Origin of the sequence: Paenibacillus rigui, from assembly GCF_002234615.1 — a bacterium.
GTDB lineage: Bacteria > Bacillota > Bacilli > Paenibacillales > NBRC-103111 > Paenibacillus_S > Paenibacillus_S rigui.
The window spans coordinates 60,532-82,444 of sequence record NZ_NMQW01000057.1; the positions used below are offsets into that span (position 1 = coordinate 60,532).

The following is a 21,913-nucleotide window of genomic DNA, read 5'->3' on the forward strand; positions in this document are numbered from 1 at the left end:
CGCTCTACAACGGTTCATCCGGTCCGATCCGCCTCACCTTCGCCGGAATTGTTCGTTCGGTTTCGTTAAGCCGACTAGGGCCGGCATTTCGAGAATAGTATAACATGGAGAACACGCTGGCAAAAGAACCTCCTTATCCATAGGCGGAGGATTCAATGCCAAGTATCGAGGGAGCGGGGGATGAAAGCTGATGCAAGGGATGGATGAAGTAAGTCACGCAATCCGTCAGATGACGGAAAACCTGCTGAAGCTGCAGCAGTCTGACGGGTCTTGGCGCTTTTGCTTTGAGAACGGAATCTTGACGGACGCCTATATGATCATTACCCTGCGGGTGCTCGATATGAACGATGAATCCTTGATCCGGAGACTGCATGCACGTATTCTTAACGAACAGCAGGCAGACGGGTCCTGGAAAGTATTTCACGATGAGAAGGAGGGCAGTCTCTCGACCACGGTCGATGCTTATTATGCACTGCTATGCAGCGGATACAGCAGCCGAGACGATTTGTCCATGCAAAAAGCCAAGCAGTTCATCTTGTCCAAGGGCGGCCTGCGGAAGGTCCGTGCTGTGCTGACAAAAATTTTTCTGGCAGTGACCGGCCAATATCCATGGCCCTCCTCCCTGCTCATCCCGATTGAATTACTGCTGCTCCCCCCTTCGGCTCCGGTCAGCTTTTGGGACTTTTCCGGCTATGCACGGGTGCATCTTGCTCCCATGCTTCTCCTGGCCGATCGAAAATATGTTGTTTCAGTACAGGAGCTGCCCGATTTATCCGAATTGGCGGGCGGTCGTCCTGAAGGCTGGGATGATCCCGAGCCCCCTTCCCGCGGGCTGCAAGATCTGCTGCACAAAATGAAAAACGGGATTGGCAGGCTGAGCGGTCTGCCTCTGCAGCTCCATAAGGCGGCAACGCAGGAAGCGGAGCGATATATGCTGGATAGGCGGGAAGCGGACGGTACCCTTTACAGCTATGCCACCTCGACCTTTCTCATGATCTACGCCCTGCTCGCTCTCGGCTATGATAAAAGGCATTCTGTCATTACCCAGGCGGTTCAAGGCTTGAAGGGCATGCTGTGCTCATCTGACGGAAAGCTTTTTTTACAAAACTCACCTTCACCGGTTTGGGATACAGCCCTGCTGTCCCATGCCCTGCAGGAGGCGGGACTAAGCGCAGAGCATCCGGCGATTCGAAGCGCAGCCGGCTACCTTATCCCGAAGCAGCAGCGGACATTAGGCGACTGGACCGTCCATAATCCCAATCCCGTGCCAGGGGGCTGGGGCTTCTCCGAGACGAACACCATGAACCCGGATGTGGATGATACGACTGCTGCATTAAGGGCCATCAAGCCTCTGCTCAGATCGGAGCCGTCTTATCGCGAGGAATGGAACCGGGGGGTGAATTGGGTTATCTCGATGCAAAACGACGATGGCGGTTGGCCCTCCTTCGAGAAGGACACCGATCTTGAGCTTCTGACCTGGCTGCCGATCGACGGGGCCAAAGCAGCGGCAATCGATCCTTCATCCGCCGATTTAACCGGCCGGACCTTGGATTTTCTGGGTCATTGCGCCGGTCTCAACCAGCAGCAGCGGTTTATTCGCTCGGCCGCCGATTGGTTAATCAACCGTCAGGAAGAGGACGGATCCTGGTACGGCCGCTGGGGCGTTTGTTACATTTACGGCACCTGGGCAGCCTTAACGGGGCTGCGTGCTGTAGGGATTGAAGGCGAGCACCCGACCGTAAGGAAAGCGGTCCGCTGGCTCTTAAGTATCCAGAACGGCGATGGAGGCTGGGGGGAATCATGCAGCAGCGACAGGCTGATGCGATATGTTTCTCTTGGGCACAGCACCCCTTCGCAAACGGCATGGGCATTAGACGCTCTCATCGCGGTCCATGCTTCATCAACTCCGCCGATCGATCTGGGCATACAGAGACTCATCCGTCTCCTGCATGAGGACGATTGGAAGAGCACGTACCCGACAGGGGCCGGACTTCCCGGCATCTTTTACAGTCATTATCATAGCTACCGCCTGATTTGGCCGCTGCTTACACTTAGCCATTACCGGAATAAGTACGGGTAAAGCCGCGCAAAAAAAGGGAGGCTTCGCAGCCGTCCTGACCGGCTTGAAGTGTCCCTTTTTCCGTATAGGCCCTATAGATGAACTGTATATTAGCTTAAGCTTCCTCGTGCATCGGCTTCGCCGCTTTCATTTTCCGGTACGCCACGGGAGTCATCCCTTTCGTCTCCCGAAATATGCGGGCAAAGGTATTGTAGGAGCCGTATCCGGTCTCCAGTGCAATGTCTGACACATTCATTTCGGTTGATACGAGCAGCCCGCAAGCCTGGCGGATTCGAACCTCGTGAACGAAGGTCACGAAATTTTGACCGATCGTTTTTTTGAATAGCTCGCTTAAATACGGGATACTGAAGCCGAAGCGCTCCGCTAAGCCGGACAAGGTCAGATCCTCCTGATAGTGGGCATGAATATGCTGGATGACGCGCCAAATGCTGCCTCTTGAAGCGGTCCGGTCGCTTGTATGCTGGGAACCGGCTTCCCCACTTGCCGTCTCTCTGCGGGTCCGGTCGAATTGAACCAATAGCTCCATCAGCTTGGCCTTGATCAAAGCATGCTTCCACGCCTCGCTCCCGGTATACTCCTGCATCAGTTCCTGCAAAATCCGGCACATCCGCTCGTGCCCGTCCCCGCTCATTTGTACGAACGGCGGCAGTTCCGCTTCGGTCGACTGCCAGTCAATACCAGGAATTGGCTCGCCTGGGGCATAGAGATGAATTCCGAAATTACAATTATATAAGGATAGGCGCTGCCCTGGATCCGGATGGATTTCGTGATACTGGTAAGGCATAACCAAGGTGAAGGTGCCTGGCCGCATCGGATGCGTCACACCGTTGATGATTTCGTTCCCGCTTCCCTCGATAACATAGGAAAACTCCAAATAATCGTGCCTGTGCGAGGGAAAGCCCTTGGTCAAGGTATTGATTTTCAGATGAAAAGGAAACCCCGAATCCATATTCGGATAGTGTGTAAAATATTGCGGCACCGATGCCATGAACGAGCCGCCCCCTCTCCAAGACTTCTAAGTGCTGAAATAATGGGATATCCATCGGAAAAAATGGGACGCAATTTATACGCTTTCATCTTACTATAAAAGTGAAAGCAGTACCAACACACGAACAACAAATAGGAGGGTCTCCACTCATGAGCAATTCGGCACAAATCCGCATCGGAATTATCGGAGCGGGCAATATCGGTAACGTGCATATTCATACCTTCAAGCAGCTTCCCGACGATGTATCCGTACAAGCCATTACGGATGCCTACCTTCCTCTTGCAGAGCAGCGCGCGGCGGAACACGACATACCCAAATGCTACTCGACGGCAGAGGAGCTCATCGCCGATCCGGACATTGACGCCGTAGTGATCGGCGTCCCGAACCAATGGCATGCGCCGATCGCCGTACAGGCACTCCGCGCCGGCAAGCATGTGCTGCTGGAGAAGCCGATGGCCATTGACGTGGCGTCCGCGCGCGAGATTGTCAGAGCGCAGCGCGAGAGCGGCAAAGTGGTCATGATTCCGCATCAGATGCGTTGGGAATCCATTCCGCTTCAGGTGAAGCAGCAGGTAGATCAAGGAGCGCTCGGCACCATTTATAATGCCAAGGTCGGCTGGTTCCGCCGCAAAGGGATCCCCGGCTGGGGAACATGGTTTACCCAGAAGGAACAATCCGGCGGGGGTCCGCTTATCGATATCGGCGTTCATATGCTGGATCTGGCTTTCTTCTTCATGAACTCCAAGCCGGTTTCCGTCTACGGCTCCACCTATGCCGAATTCGGTCCGAAAAAACGCGGTATCGGCACATGGGGGACACCGAACTGGAACGGTCATTTCGACGTAGAGGATTTGGCCACCGCATTGATCAAAATGGAGGACGGCAGCACGCTTTCCCTTGAGGTCAGCTGGGCCGTACATATGGATACCGACAGCAATCATTTCATTCATCTTATGGGTTCCGAGGGCGGGGCTTCCATTCGAGGCAACCACGGCAAGCTGCTGACCGAGACATTCGAGCGTGCGGTCGAAGTCGATTTGACCGTCCCATCGAAGGACGAAGGCGGACGTGTCCGCATGAGCCGCCATTTCATCGAGTGCATCCGTGAGGGGAAAGAACCCGCAACCTCCGCTATGGCGGGCTTTACGAACAATTTGATTCTTGATGCCATTTACGAGTCCTCTCGTACAGGACATGAAGTCATTCTGGACTGGACTCTGTAAAAGAAGCTCTTAGGAGGCGAACACCATGCTGAAAGGTTTAACCCGGGCAGGACTGGGTCCTGTAGGTTCCATCGAAGATTTCATCAAAGGCGCATCCGCCCATCAATTCGATGCCATTGCTTCAAGCGGAACCGAATTGGAACAATGGATTGAAAGCAAAGGGCTGGAAGCAGCCCAATCCTTCCTGAAGGAGCACCGCGTTCAAATTTGTACGATCGGCTTATCCGTTCAATGGCGGACCACCGAGGAGGAATTCCGCAGCGGGCTCATCCGGTTGGCTCAGGATGCGGAAGCGGCCTCTGCTCTGGGCTGCACCACCTGCACCACCTATGTGCTGCCTTCGACCGATCACCCCTCCGCCCATTTCATGGCACTGGCCACGCGGAGACTGCGTACCTGCGCTCAAATATTGGCGCCATACGGCATCCGGCTAGGTCTTGAATTCGTCGGGCCCCATCACCTGAGAACGAGATGGCAAAATCCGTTTATATGGGGATTGCAGGAAATGGCGGATTGGATCGAGGCGATCGGTGAGAGCAATGTCGGGCTGCTGTTCGACAGCTACCATTGGTATACGAACGAGCTGAATGTTGACGCAATCCTGGCGCTGAAGCCGGAGCAAATCGTCCTCGTCCATATCAATGACGCGCCGGATGTACCTGTTGCAGAAGTACTGGACAATGACCGATTATTCCCCGGAGAGGGCGTTATTGACTTGGCCGGCTTCCTCAGCGCGCTTCACCAGATCGGCTACAAGGGCGTTATAGCCCAAGAAATATTGACGCCCCAACCGCTGGAGGAGCCTAGCGAAGGTCTGTTTAGACGCTCTCAGGAAGGGTTCCGCAAGGTGTATGCGGCGGCAGGTCTACAATAGAAAGAACGACACCAGGCGATTGCATCTGCTTGTATTGAGCGCATGCAACCGCCTGTTTATTTAGTGCATCCGTAGTTGTCCCAAGCAGCCTGCCAGGGACGCGCTTCAAGTGGCATGGCATCATATCAACTGGTTAAGGGAAATGCACATTGCAAGCTTGAGAATATTATTTTATGGCTTTAACAAACTCTGTATATTTCGTATTGAATTCATTTTTCAACGCAGCCCAATTTGTCTCCATATGGTCCAATCCCCCTGTTTTTCGCGCGAGCTCGACACGGGCTGCCTTTTTGTTTTGCGTTTTGGCCGGTAATGCCGTCGGCTTGGCCTCTTCGACTTCTTTTTCATCTGCAATTTTTTCTTCCCACGAAATGAGAAATTGCTCTTTGATCTTATCCCTCCAGGCTGCTTTAATTTTATCCTTATGGTACTGAAAGTGCTCAACCAAATGCCGTGCTCCTACCGCAGCAGCATGCTCAAGTCTTCTTTTGGCAGTAAAGCTTGGGGGGAAGAAGTCAAATGTTTTAATAATCCTGTCGCTGATCTCTTTTGCTTCAGTATCAGACAAATTGGCTTGAGCTTGATAACTCTCGGCCGTGGAATTGACTTGTCTTGGTCCCACTGCATCCCCAGTAATGTATGAACCGGTATCGACGGATGTCCAAGGGATTTGCCCGCGCAGAAGTATCCATTGCTCGCATGCATTAGCCAGACGAAGTACATCGGCATCTCTAAGGGTTGGCTTCCACTTTTTCACAATATGCGTCGAGGCATCTACCCCATCATTGGGTTGATCAGGCAAATGATCGTAGTACTTCCAATCGTTAGGCGTGCCCACAATGGGTCTCGCTGCCCAAAGGTGATCTCCGATGGGATGACCGCCACGAGTTAACTCGTTATCACAATTATCTATTTGAGCTTGAATAAGTCCCGGCAGGTTATTTCTTATATTCGCATTTGAGCCCGTCCGTAAGTCGTTTTGCTTGTACCACTGATCCAATAAATCATATAAAAATTGATACTGCTCCTTCACGGCTGTCCATGCTTGGACCCAGGTTTTCCCCGGCAGCATCCGCTCGAACATGCTGGTAAATACCACATTCGAAGTCACATGGGCGTTCTGTGCTTTATCGTGGGACTGATCCTCAGTGGATACACTGTAACTATCCCGGTCTGCACGAATCTGCTCGATTTGTGCGGCGGATGTATCAAGATCCTCCATTTCATGCTCAGGCTCTTGAAACTTAATGGTTACTTTTCGTTGAATTTCATCAGACGGATTCGGGGTTATCGATATCGGGGCTTGGATGGGGCTGGCTTGAAGCATCAGGCTGGATACAGATTTATTGCCTAAAGCTCTTTGTAATTGCATAATTTGACTGAAATCCGCGTCCCCAGCCGGAATACTTGAATGGGTATGGGACGATTCCTTTGGAGCAATTAATGATTTTCCCTGATTGGAATAAATCATGCTAGTTCAATCTCCTTTTCGAAAATGGAATGGGATGATCGACCGCTGCTGCACCCTAACTATAAACAATAAACCCATTTACTTACAAGCAGGATGAAATTCGGTGACAAAAAAATCAAGGAAGCCCCTATTTGTAGGCCCCCTTGTTCATTTCAATACGTGCATATTATTTCTTTTTAAATTTGGCGTCATAAGCGGTTTGATAAATTTCCAGATAACGTTTGAGGTTCATGTTATCCAAATTTTTCACATACGCATCCCAGCCTTTATCAATATCGGAATCGCCTGTAATGAACCGCGCCATCATTTCCTTGACATGATCCAGAATGGTTTTCTCCATGTCGGCAATTTCGGAAGCCTGCTCCGCCGTAAAGAAAACCGGTGGCATAACTTTATCAATCTTCATTTGATACGGCTCCATCTTTTCCTTCGTTTGGTTATACAGGATGACTTCCAGCGGCTGCTCCGGATTTTGCGCCTCGCCGAGACGGAAATCACTCGAACGGTATCCCGGACCGGTTTGACCCCAGTTCACGTTCTGCACGCCGCCCCATGGCGTCAGCTGTTTCCAGATGGCCGGCTTGCCGTTAATGCCGATCTCGCCTTTTTCCGCGTAACGCCATTCCTTGCCTTCGACTCCTGCATACCATCTCAGCGCTGTGTCCGGGGAATTGAACAGAAAGTCAGCCAGACGGAACGCCGCTTCCGGATTCTTCGCATTTTTCGTAATAATATATTGTCCGTTGCCTACAACATAGGGATGGTACGCCGCAGTCTGGAAGCCGTTAGGTCCTTTGAGAGGAGGGACCGCTTCATAGGTCAGCCATCGGCCGCTTTTTGCCCCGAGCGTAGTCAACGAACCCATGTTGTGGCCTGAGGAGGCTCCAAGAATAACCGTATCCGGATTTTCCCCTAATTTTTTCAATTGATTATTGTCCTGCGTTAATGCCTGCGGATCAATCAAGCCTTCTGCATACAGCTTCCGGATATATTTCAGGCCTTCTTTCCATTCAGGCTTGTTATAAGGTACGGTCACCTTGCCGTTATCCAGATACAGCTTTTTGGTATCGTGATCGTACGTGAAGGCGTTCATCAAGAAAGAATCAAGCATCTGCTCGGAAAATAAATTGCTTGCACCCGCCTGGATCGAGCCCGAAAGCGGAATCTCATCGGCTTTGCCGTTTCCATTCGGATCTTTCGTTTTGAACGCTTTTAATACCTCGTAAAATTCGTCCGTCGTGGTCGGCATCTTCAGGCCGAGCTTATCGAGCCAAGGCTTATGAATCCACATTCGTTGCTTATACATGCAGTGGTAGCACTCGTTAACCTGCGGAAGGGCATAAATATTGCCATCCGGGGCTGTGATCAAATCCTTATATATGGGATTTTCCTTGAACATCTTTTGAATTTCTACCCCGTACTTGTCGATCAGTGAATTCAGAGGAAGGAATACCCCTTGGCTCCCATTAATCATCATTTGTGTTGGCGATACGCCAAAGCCCATAATGACATCGGGGTAATCGCCGCTGGACAGCACGAGATTTAATTTCTCTGTCGCTGATTTCTCGGGCGCAACCTCCCAATCGATATGAATGTTCGTTTTTTGCTCCAGCCATTTCGTAAATTCATTGGTCGCAAAATCCTCCACCGAGGCACTGCCCTTCATCAGCACCTTGATGGTCGTCTTCTCGTTCGTTATCGGAAACTGGCCTGCGGGATTCACTGCTGCCCCCGGCTTCGAAGAATCGACCTTGCCTCCTGACCCCTCGTCTCCCCCTCCGCTGCAGCCGCTCAAAGCGACGGAGATACCTAAAACGAAGGCCAGCATTCCCTTTGTCGTTCTTTTCAATTGGACCCCTCCTACGAGTGTTCTGAGTTATCGAAAGAAATCCACTACCCTTTTAACGATCCGATCATAATGCCTTTGACGAAATATTTTTGAACGAACGGGTATACGATCATCAGAGGTAACGTAGCGACAATAATAAGGGAATATTTCAGCAGCTCGCGCAGGCCTTCCCGCTTTGCCGCTTCCTGTACATCGACGAGCATGTTCATATCCACATCATTCTGAACCAGAATGTCCCGGAGCACGAGCTGAAGCGGAAACAGCTTTTGGCTTTTCAAGTAAATTAATGCATTAAAGAAGGAATTCCAGTGGCCAACGGCATAAAACAATGTGATCACGGCAATAATGGGTCCCGACAGAGGGAGTACAATTTTCCACACAAATTGAAAATCGTTGCAGCCGTCCAGCTGAGACGCCTCCAGCAGCTCATCGGGGATCGTTGTTTGGAAATAGGTTCGGGTGATGATCATATTCCAAACGCCCAATGCACCCGGAAGCACCATGGACCAGGTCGTGTTCAGCAGACCCAGATCCTTCACAAGCAGGTAGCTCGGAATCAAGCCTCCGGTGAACATCATGGTGAAGACGAACAAGAACATGAATGTATTTTTCCCGTAAAAATCTTTCCTCGATAATGGATACGCTGCCAGAATCGTCATCACGACATTAATCAAGGTTCCTGCAACCGTATAATAAAACGAATTCATGAATCCGCTTACAATCAGCTTGTGCTTAAACACCGCCTCATAGCCCATCCATGTCGGCTCAATCGGCCATAACCACACGCGACCGGAGATTACCGCCTCCGAGCTGCTGATCGAGGCGCTTGCAATATAAACTAACGGGTACAGTATCGTAATGAGGAATAAAGTGAGAATGACATAATTGACTACGGTAAACAGCCGGTCCAGATTCGTTTCTTTAATGGTTGAATGCTCCATGGAGATCTCCTTCCCCTTCCCCGTTTACCATAGGCTAGCCTGCTTCGTCTTCTGAGCAATTTTATTGACCAGCAGGAGAAGCACCAGGTTAATCACCGATTTGAACAGACCGATAGCGGAGGAATACGAATAATTCATCGCCTGGGACGCTAATCCGACCTTGTACACATAAGTGTCAATGACCTCCGAGGTCCTCAGGTTCAGCGGATTTTGCATTAACAGCACCTTCTCAAAGCCAACGTCCAGCATATGTCCCGTATTCATAATAAGCATAATAATGGCGATCGGCATAATACCGGGCAGATCGATATGCCACATACGCTGCAGCTTATTCGCGCCATCGACGACAGCCGCTTCATGAAGGGAAGGATCGATGCTGGCCAGTGCAGCCAAGTAAATAATGCACGAGAAGCCCACACTCTGCCAAATTCCCGACCAAACATAGATCGATTTGAAATATTCCGGTGTCCCCATAAAGCTGACCGACTCAAAGCCGAGTCCCTTAATGATCGTATTGACGATCCCGTTTCTGGGGTCCAGCAGCTCCAATATAATCCCAACCATTACAACCACGGAGATGAAGTGGGGTGCGTAGGTGATCATTTGCACGGATTTTTTGAACAACTGGTTTTTCACATAATTCAAGCTAAGCGCCAATATAATCGGAAACGGAAACCCTGCCACCAGACTATACACGCTTAAAACAATCGTATTTACCATTAATCTGCTGAACTCATATGATTTGAAAAAACGTATAAAATGCTTGAACCCCACCCAATCGCTGCCCGATACGCCTTTGGTAACAATAAAATCCTTGAAGGCGATTTGGGCGCCGTACATTGGCACGTATTTAAAAATGATTAAATAAAGAACCGGCAATGCGATAAGCACGTAAAGCCGCCATACTTTCCGGATTTTTTTGATTGGTGTCTGACTATTCGTTTTGACTGCCACCTGAGAGTCAATCCCTGCTGTTTGTTTAAGCGCTTCCAAATGGTCACCTCCTTTAACCTTTTGCCACCCTGCACCGTTGTCCCCCTCTCTACGGCATCTGCCATATACGATAAAGGTCATGGCACGTATTGTATATGTGAAAAGCTGACGATCCATATGCAGTCATGCAGAAAGGGGATGTGCAATTGTGATTCGGATGTGCACTCATTAAGAATGCGCTTTCATTTCATGCTCGAACGTCTGTATTCCATTGCACTTATGGCGTGAATTCGCTTGAATGCCCGGCAAAATGTGTTGGATGAGCTGTATCCGGCCTGCTCGGCAATTTCATAAACCGCCAGATCGGTTTGGGTGAGCAGTGCTTTGGCATGGGCCATTCTCAGCTCCTCCAAATAATCGGAGAAATTAACCCCCTTCTGCTCCTTGAAAAATTGGGACAAGTATCCCTTCGAAATGTTCAATTGTTCCGCGACCGAATCCAGACACAGCTCAGGACGGGCAAAATCCGTGTGCAGCATCTCCATAATTTTCTCCAGCAGCTGGATGTTCTGACTCTTCTTATGATCGTTAACGTACTCGCACACCTGCATATAAGCCGCCCCAAGTGTCCGATAATTGTTCTCAAGCCCGGCATAAGATGCCGTATCGCCCGACTGCTTCATCTGCTCCAGTGCCATTCCCTCATCCATTCCTACCTGCGGCAGCAGCTTAACCATCGTTCCCCACATCTCATTCTGGAACACCCTCAGCATGGGAACCGTCAGCCGTCTTTCTTCGAAGTTGATCCGGTACAGCTCCTCCAGCAGCGCCGCTACCCCTGCTTGCTCGCCGGCTTTAGCCAAGTTGCTCAGCCGCTGCTCCAGATCCGAGGGATAGTAGTAGCCGCTGTTTTCCTTGGGCAGCTCCCCGAACCGCATCATTCCGTTCATATTTCTCCAGGATAAGTATTCCAGCGAACGCTTGGCTTCCTCGTAGGAACGTGAAACATTGAGCACGTCCTCGTACATATCCCCTACCCCAAATCGGATCGCCATGTGCAGCCGCGTTTGAATCATATCCCCCACATCGCCGATCACCTCTTCTACATACGCATGCCTTGATTCGGTCTTGCTGCCGGCCGATAAGGTAAACAAGAGCGCAATCTGATCCTCCGCCACATCATGCCAATGCACGCTGCCGCCCAGCTCGACGCGAATGATGTCCTTTACCATGACACGCTTGACGTCCAGCTCCTCCAGCACATCGCGGTCCAATCCGTTATCATAGCCCCTGAGCTGCAGAATGACCACCATAAAATAATGCCCGTCCGTTGCGATACCTACGTGCTGAAGCAGCACCGGAATATCCTTCCGGGTCACATATTCCCCCTTCAGCAGCCGCTCGAACAAGGCCGCCTGAAGCAGCGGCGCCTGCTTTTCGATTTTCCCTTGCAGCTCCTGGTTATTATCAATAAGCCGGGATACCGTATGCCGGATCAAATGATATCCGTCCGAGCCGGCGTAGCCTTCCCCGTTGGTTCGCTCCATGATCGTTTCCATAATATGTTTGAGCGGCCGGCTGTTGCGGTACGCGATGAAATAAGCGATCAACAAGCCAATAGCCAAAAACAGAAAGGCCAAGGTGAAGGTCATCTTTTTTATGTACAGCACTTTTTTCAACACCACATTCACGGGCTGGGCAACCAGGTACGTCCATCCGTTATATTGTGACGTCGTATAAGTAACCATCATAGGGGCGGAGCCTACAGTCTGCTGCACGCTGCCATGCCTGCCCACCAAGCTGCTCCTGTCTATCCAGTGTGCCATCCCGTCCGAAGAAACCGAGCTTATGATTTCGCCTGTCTCATTTATGATATAGGCCCAGCCGCCCCCGGAAAGGTCCAGGCCGCCAAGCAGCTTTTGAATTTCCCGATTATCAACCGTGATGGCAACCGAGCCTTGAGGAAAGCCCGGATAGCCTAAAGAATGAATATAGGTTACTAATGAATACTTGGTTCCGTTCACCGTCACATCCTGTGCCGGGAGCACCCTGCGGTCATACCTGTCTCCGATAAACAAGCCCCGCCAAGCCTGGGTATCGAGCTGATTATAGGAGAAATACGTTTGGAATTGCGGCAGCATATAAGTTGAGCTTTCCGCGAGGACGAGCTCACTATTTTTGTAGCTAATAAAATAATTGAATATAAAATTGTTGGATAGGCTGTAATTATATAAGCTTTTGCGGGTATCCAGCACTTTGTACGTATTCGCCCCTTCAAACGGCTGCGTTACATTGGTCAGCTGTACAATTCGCGTATCGTTAGCCAGCTGCAGCGCAATGGACGCGATTTCTGAAAATCTGCGGTCCATAATGTCTCTCGTCTGCTGAAGCAGATTCATATTGGACGCCGTCACTTCCTTCTCCATCTCCGCCAGCGTTTTGTTATAAAAAACCCAGCCGATTGTAAGCGCTATCAGAAGAAATAACATATTAGGAACCAGCAGCCGCAAAAAAAAGCTGTGACCGCTCGCCTTGCTTCGTTTGACAGTCCACATCCTGAACCCCTCCAAGCATAGAGCTTGATATCATTGTAATGGACTTCTTCCAACTCAACAACGTAAATAAATGTCGCACGATGTCAAATGAGCTCTGTTTCATGGACAAACCGTTATGCCTTGGGGGACCAAAAAAATAGGACCTTCCGGCGGAAAGGATGATCCCCTTCACCAGAAAGCCCTTCTTCCTATACAGCTTCTCGCGCGCGCTTGAATACTTGCCCGCTGCCAGGTTGCTGCCCCATCGCTTGCTGTCGCGCTATGCGAGCAGCTTGATACCCGCAAGCGCCAAGCCGATCAAGAAGCCGCAGATAGCTCCATTCACCCGAATCCACTGCAAATCTTTGCCCACCTTATCTTCCATAAGGGCAATCAGCGTCTCATCGTCGAACCGGTCGATATTTTCCTTAATCAACCCGCCGATCTTATGATGATTCGATTCGATCCAACGGGCAATTTGCTCCCGCAAACCGAGCTCCAGCTTGTTCATCAGCTCCGGGTCTTCTTCCAGTCTGCGAACGATGCCCGAAAGAAACGGCTGCACGTACTTTGAAGCAAAATCCTCCGTATTCACCCATTCAAGCGCCTGGGCTTGAACCCGCTGCAGGAGACCGAGCAGCTGCTCGCCAAGCTTCCACTGCGTCAGCAGCTGATCTTTCCAGCCTTCCAGCTCACTCGCGATGCGGGTCTGATGGTCGGGCTGATCCAGCCAATGACGCAGCGTCCGCATAACCGCCTGCCGGTTCACATTCCCTTCGTTCCTTAGCCCTTCAATGCCATTCAGCATAAACTGCTGAATCAATGTGCCGAGCTTCTCCTCGTTGAAAAATCCGACAAAAGCATTCAGTGCAAACTGCATCAAGCCGTTCGTCTTCAGGTGGGATAACGCTTCAACGGCCATCAGCCCCATCCGGTCCCGGATTTCATCCTTTGCAACCAGTTTTTCAGCCAGGTCCAGGACAAAATCGAATGCTTTCTCGTCATACTGCTTGGCATAAACCTGCTCAAGCACCTTTTCCAGCACCCTGCGCATGTCGGTGCTCTCGATCAGCCTCCGCAGTTCCTGCTCGGCGTAAGCAGCGATTTTCTCCAAGGGTACCTGCCGGATCACGTAATCGCTCAGCACCCTGATGCCCGCTTGGGCACTGTCCGTGGAAAGCTGCTCCTCCGCGCCGCGCAGCAGCTTGGCAGCCAACGGGACTTGGGACAGCTTGTCCATGATGCTTTGCTTGCTGAGCAGATCCTCCTGGATCGTCGTGACGAAGGCCTTGGACACCTTGTCGCGGTTTTTGGGCAGCAGCGCCGTATGCGGAATGGGAATGCCTAACGGATGACGAAACAGCGCCGTTACGGCAAACCAATCCGCAAGTCCTCCGACAAGCCCCGCTTCAAAGCCGCTCTGAACAAAGCGTACCCACGGGGCTCCATCTATAAATAAAGTGCCTGCAAATCCGGCCGCCATCACCCCAAGGGATACGGTTGCCGTATATTTAGAATTTCCGCTCACTTCCCTAATCTCCTCTGTATGCAGCCATTCAAGCATTGTGGCTTGGCTTTATGTATTTCTTCTATTATAGAACATAAATGGGGAGGAAAATCAAATAAATGCGATTTTTTTGTCGATTAACTATGACTGCAGCTGTCAGGTTCCCGGGATATACTGAAATAGAAGAAGCACACTAAAGAAATTCAAGGAGGCCGAGGAAATGGTATACGAGAGCGCACTTCAACAGCTTAAACAAACCGGGACGCTGCAAGGGAAGGTAGCCGTGGTAGCAGGGGGGACGCGAGGGGCCGGCAGAGCCATTGCCATATCGCTGGGAGCTGCAGGAGCCACCGTCTATGTAACGGGAAGAAGCGTAAAGGGACGACCGGCGACGGAAGGACGAACGGAAACCATTGATGAGACCGCGGAATGGGTCACCGCCAAAGGCGGCGTCGGCATCCCGGTTCGGGTCGATCATACCGTCGAGGACGAGGTTCGGGGACTTTTCGAACGGATTCAAGACGAACAGCACGGCCAGCTGGATATTGTGGTCAATGATATTTGGGGCGGGGATGCACTAACGGTGTGGGGACAGACCTTCTGGGAGCACTCGCTGAAGGACGGACTCCTCATTCAGCAACGAGCAGTCCATTCCCACATGATTACAAGCTACTACGCGGCTCCACTCCTGGTGAAGCGCAAGCAAGGATTAATTATTGAAATTACCGATGGTGTCGGCTACGATTATCGCGGCAATCTGTATTACAGCTTAGCCAAAATTTCCGCCATCCACTTGGCGCAAGCTATGGCCAAGGATTTGCAGCCGCATGGCATTACAGCCCTGGCATTGACACCGGGCTTCTTGCGTTCGGAGGCGATGCTTGACCACTTCGGAGTCACCGAAACCAACTGGCAGGATGCCGTGAAACAGGAACCCCATTTCATCTCGTCGGAAACCCCCTACTTTGTCGGGCAAGCGGTCGCTGCGCTAGCGTCCGATTCGAGGGTAGCGGACAAAAGAGGCATGTCGCTGTCCAGCTGGGAGCTTTCCCGCGAATACGGGTTCCAAGACATTGACGGCAGGAAGCCCGACTGGGGCCGCTACTTTGATGAGCATGTTGCCGGCACCTTGGAATAAAGCGGCGGAGAAGCTCACTGCATCCAACTTATGCCGCTTGGTTCGGCTGGCCCTTCAAGCGGTATTTCTTCTCGAGACTCGCACCATAGCCGGCAGCGAGCAGCTGCTGGAACAGCATTCCTGCGATAACGGGGAGCGCGACCGGCGGCGGGAAGAAGCTTATAGCAAGCACCGCGCCTGCGCTCAGATTGCGCATCCCCGAGTTAAAGGTCAGCGCCACCGTCACATCACGCTCCCACCGCATGGCACGGGATGCCAGCCAACCGAGCAAATATCCGACCGTCGCACAGACGAAGGCGACAACGATAATCGTGACGAGCTTGAGATTGACTTCCTTCAGGTAGGGCGCGACGACCGAGCTGTTGATCGCAACGACGATAAACAGTCCGATTTTGGTAAAGGGTGCAAGCCGCGGGCCCCATACCTTTTTAATCCGGCCTTTGGTATATTGATTCAGAACCATCCCGATAATCGAAGGCAGCACGACCATCCAGAACAGCCCTTGCATCATGGACCAGCTATCCAGGTGAACCTTGGCCCCTACGATAATCGACAGGCTGAGCGGGACCATAAATGGGGACAGCAGTGTATCCAGAAGAATAAGGGCGAGCGTCAGTGCGATATTACCGCCGTAGATGGTCACCCATACCAGGCTGACGACCCCTGTAGGGATAACAAACAGCAGCACAAAGCCCGTTTGGGTCAAATCATCGCCCGGGAAAAATAACGTCCCCGCGCCCCAGCCGAGGACCGGCATGATCAAATGCAGGATGACGAAGGTTGCGATAATGGGCATCGGATGCATCATCACCTTGCGCAGATCGTTAAAGTTGGAACCAATGCTGCCCGCAAAGGTCATGCAAGCAAATATCCACTGCACCAGAAAGCTGAACGAATGAAGCCATGAAGCACAAAGCAATCCAACCACGATAGCTGTCGGTGTAAGGAACGGCAGCACCTTTTCCAAGGTTTTGTTTAACCGGTTTAGCATGATGAGACCTTCTCTCTGTTGTGGTGAGCAATCGTTTTCAAGCTATCCAAAAAATGTTAACGTGTGCATTGCATAATTATTTTTATTGTATCACATTTCCGGTTGCTGTAGAATGATGGATTTGACTATACGGCTAGAAAATGATCCCTTGAAACAACAAGCGTCCCTCCGCCAAAGAGGGACGCTTCACTTTACATGGGAAAGACGCCTCACGGCGTCCTTGGTGTAAACTATGCTTTCGAGCCAGGGGGAAAGATTCGGATACAGGATCAACCGCTGCCTCTCTCTCCCATGGGTCTCACAAGCAAATTGCAGCTTATCTTCCGGGTCTCCTCTTACGCTGCATCCTCCTGCACCAGCAGCTGAAGCTGAGGCTGAATGTACGGATTAGCCGCCACGATGCCCGTGCTGCCCCAATCAAATGCTTCGCCGCCGCTTGAAGTAACCCGCCCGCCTGCCTCCTGGATGAGCAAAGCTCCTGCAAGCCATTCGTACAGATCAAAGCTGTATTCCCAAAAGCCGTCCAATCTTCCGCAAGCCACATACGCAAGCTGCAGGGATACTGCGCCCAGCATCCGCACCGCGAATGCTTTTGGAAACACGCGAGACAACCCCTGCACCGCAGCCTGGGTCAACACCGGCTCCTCGGCAGGATAAGACGGAGGCGACGTCGCGATGACCGAGTCCGCCAATTGCCGCTTCGCCGATACATGAATCGGCTTCCCGTTCAGATAAGCTCCTCGTCCCGCTTCAGCGTGGAACAGCTCCCGTTTCACCGGATCATAGATGAAAGCAGCTGAGGGCTTGCCCCCATGAACCAGGCATAAAGAGATGGACCAGCTGGGAAGATCGTGCAAGTAATGGACCGCCCCGTCCAGCGTATCGCACACCCAATACGTACCTTCGAATTCGGGGCTTTTCTGCCGGGTTACATCGAATTCCGCTTCCGACCACGGAATGCCCGGATACCGTTTCATCAATCCGTCCCGCAGTGTGGATGTCATGAAAAGATCTATCTCCTTAAAGCGTTGAAACAGTCCTTCCCGCTCCTGGGGCCATTCCTCGGTCCTCGCCATTTGCCTGTAAATCTCATCGCCCGCCTGTACGACCAGCTCTCCACAATAAGTAACGTCAATTGTCATCATCCTATCCATTCCCATCCCTTCTCCCGCTTGTAATAATCAATCAGCTGCTCATAATGGCTGCCGTACCGCTCGGACAGCTGCGGTCCGAAATCCGTCTCGATATGCGTCATCAGCAGATCATGATAGAAGGCGTTCTTCAGCACCTCCACAACGGCAGCGTGATCCGTCTCTACCGCGGAAAGCCGCCTTTCTCCGCCAAAGCTGCCAAGCACCGCGGAGCTCCCGTCACATAAGATCGAGAACTTCCGTTCGATATGGGCCGGCCAAGCCTCGTCTCTTTTATGGAAAATCACGTTGTTCAGCGAGCTGCGTATGTCACCCAGCACAATAACGACAACCGTAACCTCCCTCGACTCTGCCTCCAGCAAAGCCGGCTGGAATAGCGAAAGCTCTTCCGCCCACAAGTCCACAACGATGCTGCGGCTAGCATTCGCAATTAACCGCTGTGCTGCGGTAACAATCGCGTCTTGGCCCTGCCAATTATAGAAAGCAGGCGCTTCCTTCGGCGGAGTCTTCAACTGCTGCGCCAGCAAGCTGGCCGTCTGGTCGAACTCGGTGCGCAGATGGCGGAGCAGCTGCTCGATCGGAACGGCATCATAGCGTACCGGGTCGCCATCGATCAATCGGCACGCACCCTTATCCATGAGCGATCTGAGCGAAGCGTACACATTCGTTCTGGAAACAGATACCCGTTTGGCCACCTCGTAGCCGGATAAGCCGGATTGCTCATGAAGCACGATATAGCAGCGTGCTTCCAGCTCGGATAAACCGATTTTCGTTAACAGCTCCATGATCCGTTTCTCTCCTCATTCGTTAGTAGTATGTTTAAATACTACTATTGATTTTTATCAGAGTCAACCCGGCGGATTCGGATAATCGAACGAGTAGAAATTTTTTCATCGGCAATCATGTTAATTTTCGTGTCGATGTAGTAAAATAACATCATTTCATGTCTAATGTATAGGAGCCAAAGAAACATGAGCGTAGAACAGCAAGCTGCCGTATTATGGAGAAATTTAATGGATCTGAGCCGCCAGCTGAAACAGACGCTGCAAACAATGAACGCAGACAATCAGTTTAGCAATTCATCCCTGGCCGTCATCTTTCAATTGGAGCATAAATCCATGAAAATGAACGACATTGCCGATTATTTGTGCATTACGCTGGGGGCTGCTACAAGCCTTGTCGACAAGCTGGAGCGTCAAAATATAGTGTCCCGCATCCGCTCAGAAGAGGATCGGCGCATTATTTACGTGGAGCTGACCCCCACAGGGAAGGAAACGATTCTATCGATCCGCAAGCATTTTGCCGACGAGGCCGGGATTATTTTCGAGCATATTTCCGCTGAACAGATAAATATGTGGAACACGGAGCTGAAGCAGATTGAATCCGTGCTGTCCAAATATAACCATAGATCAACCGATTCCAATTAACCCCCCTGCAGCCAGCCTTCGTACGAATGAAGGTATTTAATTTTGAAATCGCTGTCAGAAATGAAATGACTCCTTCCATCGGGGGCGCCCATCGCTACAAGTTCCGGCTCCCCTAGCCGCCATCTGCGAAAAAATATCCTGTGCCGCGGCTGGGCCGGACGATGGGCCGATGGGCCGAACGGAGCATTTGTGAGCCCATTCCCTAGTCCATCAGCACGAATTTCAAGGAACCGGTATTAGCAACCAAGTAAAAATATTGTATTCCCACTATTTTCTAGCCTATAATTAAAGAGTTGTTATAATTTAACAATTCATATGCATAGATAAAAAGGAGTGGGAAGGACAGTTATGAAGAAATCCGTTGTTGCAATTGTCGGTGCATCGCTGCTGCTGGGTGCAAGCATGGGTGTATATGCCGGCTCCAATCTGCAGGAAATTAAGGCCTACCTGAACGACGATATTAAAGTGAAGGTCAATGGGGCCGCTACACAATTACTTGATGAGCAGGGCAATGTCGTAACCCCTATCACTTACGAAGGCAGCACCTATTTGCCGGCAAGAGCCATTGCTAATTCGTTAAATGTAGCCGTCGATTACGATGCCGCGTCCAATACGGTGCTGTTCGGGGAAAAGGTTGAGGGAACACCTGTCAATTCTGTTCAAACCTTCTATCAATCCATTAAAGATCCGAACATGACCAAGTATAAAAACAAGGATTACATCGAGGTCATCAAGGATACGAAGAACGCCGGTTACAATTTTTCACTGACGCCAAACAAGAAATTCCAGAAGCTGTACCTCCAGGCAGCCGCTATCGGCTCGGACGTAGAGGTGAAGATCGAGGATAGCAACGGCCGGCTGCTGAAGCAGGAAACAGTGACTGTCGACAATGGATTGAAAACGATTGAAGCTAACGTAGCTGGCCTCTCGGAGGTTACCGTTTTTTATAAATATGAGCAAAATGGAAGCTCCGGTATTTTCATTCCTCTATCCACCTCCTATTACAAATAAGCCGCGCAAGCACCCTTGCTCCCCGCAATTGCAGGAGACGGGGTGCTTTTTTTCAATGAACAAAAGAAAGGAGTGACTTTATGCTTCGGAGATTTTTTTCTTACTATCGCCCTTATAAAGGGTTATTTATACTGGACTTCACCTGCGCCGTCATTGCCGGGCTGCTGGAGCTTGGCTTCCCCCTAGCAGTCAATCAGTTTGTTGACAAGCTGCTGCCCGGCAAAGACTGGCCGCTCATTCTTTGGGCGTGCGCCGGACTGCTCGCGGTCTATGTGCTGAATATGGTTTTGCAGTATATCGTAACCTACTGGGGACATATGCTCGGCATCAACATTGAAACCGATATGCGCAAAAAGCTGTTCGAGCATATTCAAAAGCTATCGTTCCGGTTTTTCGACAATCATAAAACAGGGCACCTGATTGCACGGATTACGAATGATCTGAATGAAATCGGCGAGGTAGCGCACCATGGGCCAGAGGATATTTTTATAGCGGTTATGACGCTGGTCGGGTCCTTCATTCTGATGTCGTATATCAATTTGAAGCTAGCCATTCTTACGTTTCTTATCATTCCTGTCATGGCCTGGCTTGCCTACTACTTCAGCCGAAAAATGACGGTAACCTACCGCCGCCTGTTCGGGGATGTCGCCAATTTCAACACACGGGTGGAAGACAACGTCGGCGGAATTCGCGTCGTTCAGGCATTCGCCAACGAAGAGTATGAGAAGCAGCTGTTCGCGGTCAATAACCGCCAATTCCGCGCCACCAAGCTGCTCGCCTACAAGATTATGGCGAAAAGCATGTCCATCACCTACATGATGATGCGGTTTGTCTCGATGTTCATCATGATCTGCGGCACGTGGTTCGTCATCCACAACGAATTGACTTACGGCGAATTTGTCGGCTTTCTGCTGCTGACGAACGTATTTTTCCGCCCGATCGAGAAAATAAATGCCGTGATTGAGAGCTATCCCAAAGGCATTGCCGGCTTCAAAAGATATGTCGAAATTCTCGATACAGAGCCTGATGTTGCAGATATGCCTGGTGCTGTGGATATCCGTCATTTGGAAGGAAATATCCGATTCCATCAAGTCAGCTTCGGATATGAAGAGCATAAAACGATTCTAAACGGGATCAATCTGACAATTCACGCGGGGGAAACCATTGCCTTCGTCGGTCCCTCCGGTGCAGGCAAAACGACCATTTGCTCGCTGCTGCCCAGGTTTTATGAGGTCAGTGGGGGAAGCATCACGATTGACGGGATCGATATCCGCCATATGACGCTGGCCTCGCTCCGCAAGCAGATCGGCATCGTGCAGCAGGATGTGTTTTTATTTTCCGGAACGATTCGTGAAAATATCGCCTACGGCAAGCTGGACGCTGCTCCCGAGGAAATTTGGGAAGCAGCCCGTCGCGCGCGGCTCGAAGATGTCATCCACAAGCTGTCGGACGGCATGGATACGGTAATTGGCGAACGGGGGGTGAGCTGTCGGGAGGGCAAAAGCAACGACTGGCTATCGCACGCATGTTTCTCAAAAATCCGCCGATCCTCATTCTGGATGAAGCCACCTCGGCGCTCGACACCGAGACGGAAGCGGCCATCCAACAGTCGCTCTCGGAGCTGTCCGTCGGACGTACCACTCTCGTCATTGCGCATCGTCTGACGACGATCAAAAATGCCAATCGCATTGTCGTCGTGAATGAGAACGGCATCGTAGAGCAAGGCCGGCATCAGGAGCTCATCGCGGCCGGCGGCATCTACAGTCGTCTCCATCAGGCACAGTTCAGCCAGTGA

At 51.1% G+C, this 21,913-nt stretch carries 16 protein-coding genes and 1 pseudogene; 7 read left to right on the top strand and 10 right to left on the bottom strand.

What is annotated here, in order from left to right; all coding sequences use genetic code 11:
• Window positions 1-190 precede the first annotated feature (190 nt).
• Window positions 191-2,080 carry a squalene--hopene cyclase gene (shc, locus tag CF651_RS29230; protein ID WP_094018394.1) on the top strand — a complete coding sequence of 630 codons (1,890 nt, stop codon included), beginning with the start codon at window positions 191-193 and terminating at the stop codon, window positions 2,078-2,080.
• Between the two features lie 94 nt (window positions 2,081-2,174).
• Here shc and CF651_RS29235 read toward each other — a convergent pair whose 3' ends face one another.
• The gene (locus CF651_RS29235; protein WP_094018395.1) at window positions 2,175-3,068 is read right to left on the bottom strand and encodes an AraC family transcriptional regulator; all 894 of its coding nucleotides are present in this window, start codon (window positions 3,066-3,068) and stop codon (window positions 2,175-2,177) included.
• 149 nt (window positions 3,069-3,217) lie between these two features.
• Between CF651_RS29235 and CF651_RS29240 the strand changes: the two genes are divergently transcribed.
• Both CF651_RS29240 and CF651_RS29245 read left to right on the top strand, forming a co-directional pair.
• A complete protein-coding gene (locus CF651_RS29240) occupies window positions 3,218-4,291 on the top strand; it encodes a Gfo/Idh/MocA family protein (RefSeq protein WP_094018396.1) in 1,074 nt (357 codons plus the stop codon).
• A 25-nt stretch (window positions 4,292-4,316) separates the two neighbouring features.
• The gene (locus CF651_RS29245; RefSeq protein ID WP_094018397.1) at window positions 4,317-5,165 is read left to right on the top strand and encodes a sugar phosphate isomerase/epimerase family protein; all 849 of its coding nucleotides are present in this window, start codon (window positions 4,317-4,319) and stop codon (window positions 5,163-5,165) included.
• Window positions 5,166-5,331: 166 nt separating this feature from the next.
• On the opposite strand, the gene CF651_RS29250 is transcribed toward CF651_RS29245, so the two are convergent.
• The 6 genes from CF651_RS29250 to CF651_RS29275 all read right to left on the bottom strand — a co-directional run bounded on the left by CF651_RS29250 (window position 5,332) and on the right by CF651_RS29275 (window position 14,421).
• The gene (locus CF651_RS29250) at window positions 5,332-6,636 is read right to left on the bottom strand and encodes a hypothetical protein (RefSeq protein WP_094018398.1); all 1,305 of its coding nucleotides are present in this window, start codon (window positions 6,634-6,636) and stop codon (window positions 5,332-5,334) included.
• A 166-nt stretch (window positions 6,637-6,802) separates the two neighbouring features.
• The gene (locus tag CF651_RS29255) at window positions 6,803-8,485 is read right to left on the bottom strand and encodes an ABC transporter substrate-binding protein (protein ID WP_094018399.1); all 1,683 of its coding nucleotides are present in this window, start codon (window positions 8,483-8,485) and stop codon (window positions 6,803-6,805) included.
• Between the two features lie 44 nt (window positions 8,486-8,529).
• A complete protein-coding gene (locus tag CF651_RS29260; RefSeq protein ID WP_094018400.1) occupies window positions 8,530-9,426 on the bottom strand; it encodes a carbohydrate ABC transporter permease in 897 nt (298 codons plus the stop codon).
• Between the two features lie 24 nt (window positions 9,427-9,450).
• The gene (locus CF651_RS29265) at window positions 9,451-10,419 is read right to left on the bottom strand and encodes an ABC transporter permease (RefSeq protein ID WP_342746628.1); all 969 of its coding nucleotides are present in this window, start codon (window positions 10,417-10,419) and stop codon (window positions 9,451-9,453) included.
• A gap of 182 nt (window positions 10,420-10,601) precedes the next feature.
• A complete protein-coding gene (locus tag CF651_RS29270; protein WP_094018401.1) occupies window positions 10,602-12,914 on the bottom strand; it encodes a helix-turn-helix domain-containing protein in 2,313 nt (770 codons plus the stop codon).
• A gap of 259 nt (window positions 12,915-13,173) precedes the next feature.
• On the bottom strand, window positions 13,174-14,421 hold the full coding sequence (locus CF651_RS29275; RefSeq protein ID WP_179233052.1) for a DUF445 domain-containing protein: 1,248 nt from the start codon (window positions 14,419-14,421) through the stop codon (window positions 13,174-13,176).
• 199 nt (window positions 14,422-14,620) lie between these two features.
• Here CF651_RS29275 and CF651_RS29280 point away from each other — a divergent pair, with 199 nt between their 5' ends.
• Entirely contained in the window at window positions 14,621-15,538 is a 918-nt protein-coding gene (locus CF651_RS29280) for an SDR family oxidoreductase (protein WP_094018403.1), read from the top strand.
• 28 nt (window positions 15,539-15,566) lie between these two features.
• Here CF651_RS29280 and CF651_RS29285 read toward each other — a convergent pair whose 3' ends face one another.
• From CF651_RS29285 to CF651_RS29295, 3 genes are all read right to left on the bottom strand, one after another.
• Window positions 15,567-16,529: a bile acid:sodium symporter family protein gene (locus tag CF651_RS29285; protein ID WP_094018404.1), complete on the bottom strand. Its 963-nt coding sequence runs from the start codon at window positions 16,527-16,529 to the stop codon at window positions 15,567-15,569.
• A gap of 335 nt (window positions 16,530-16,864) precedes the next feature.
• Window positions 16,865-17,683 carry an inositol monophosphatase family protein gene (locus tag CF651_RS29290; RefSeq protein WP_179233053.1) on the bottom strand — a complete coding sequence of 273 codons (819 nt, stop codon included), beginning with the start codon at window positions 17,681-17,683 and terminating at the stop codon, window positions 16,865-16,867.
• Window positions 17,671-18,468 carry a TrmB family transcriptional regulator gene (locus CF651_RS29295; RefSeq protein ID WP_094018406.1) on the bottom strand — a complete coding sequence of 266 codons (798 nt, stop codon included), beginning with the start codon at window positions 18,466-18,468 and terminating at the stop codon, window positions 17,671-17,673. The genes CF651_RS29290 and CF651_RS29295 overlap by 13 nt, the downstream gene beginning before the upstream one ends.
• Before the next feature lie 183 nt (window positions 18,469-18,651).
• On the opposite strand from CF651_RS29295, the gene CF651_RS29300 reads away from it, so the two are divergent.
• The 3 genes and pseudogenes from CF651_RS29300 (at window position 18,652) to CF651_RS29310 (ending at window position 21,913) form a co-directional block, all read left to right on the top strand.
• The gene (locus tag CF651_RS29300) at window positions 18,652-19,107 is read left to right on the top strand and encodes a MarR family winged helix-turn-helix transcriptional regulator (protein WP_179233054.1); all 456 of its coding nucleotides are present in this window, start codon (window positions 18,652-18,654) and stop codon (window positions 19,105-19,107) included.
• A gap of 348 nt (window positions 19,108-19,455) precedes the next feature.
• Window positions 19,456-20,118: a stalk domain-containing protein gene (locus CF651_RS29305; RefSeq protein WP_094018408.1), complete on the top strand. Its 663-nt coding sequence runs from the start codon at window positions 19,456-19,458 to the stop codon at window positions 20,116-20,118.
• An 80-nt stretch (window positions 20,119-20,198) separates the two neighbouring features.
• Window positions 20,199-21,913: pseudogene (locus tag CF651_RS29310) on the top strand (ABC transporter ATP-binding protein).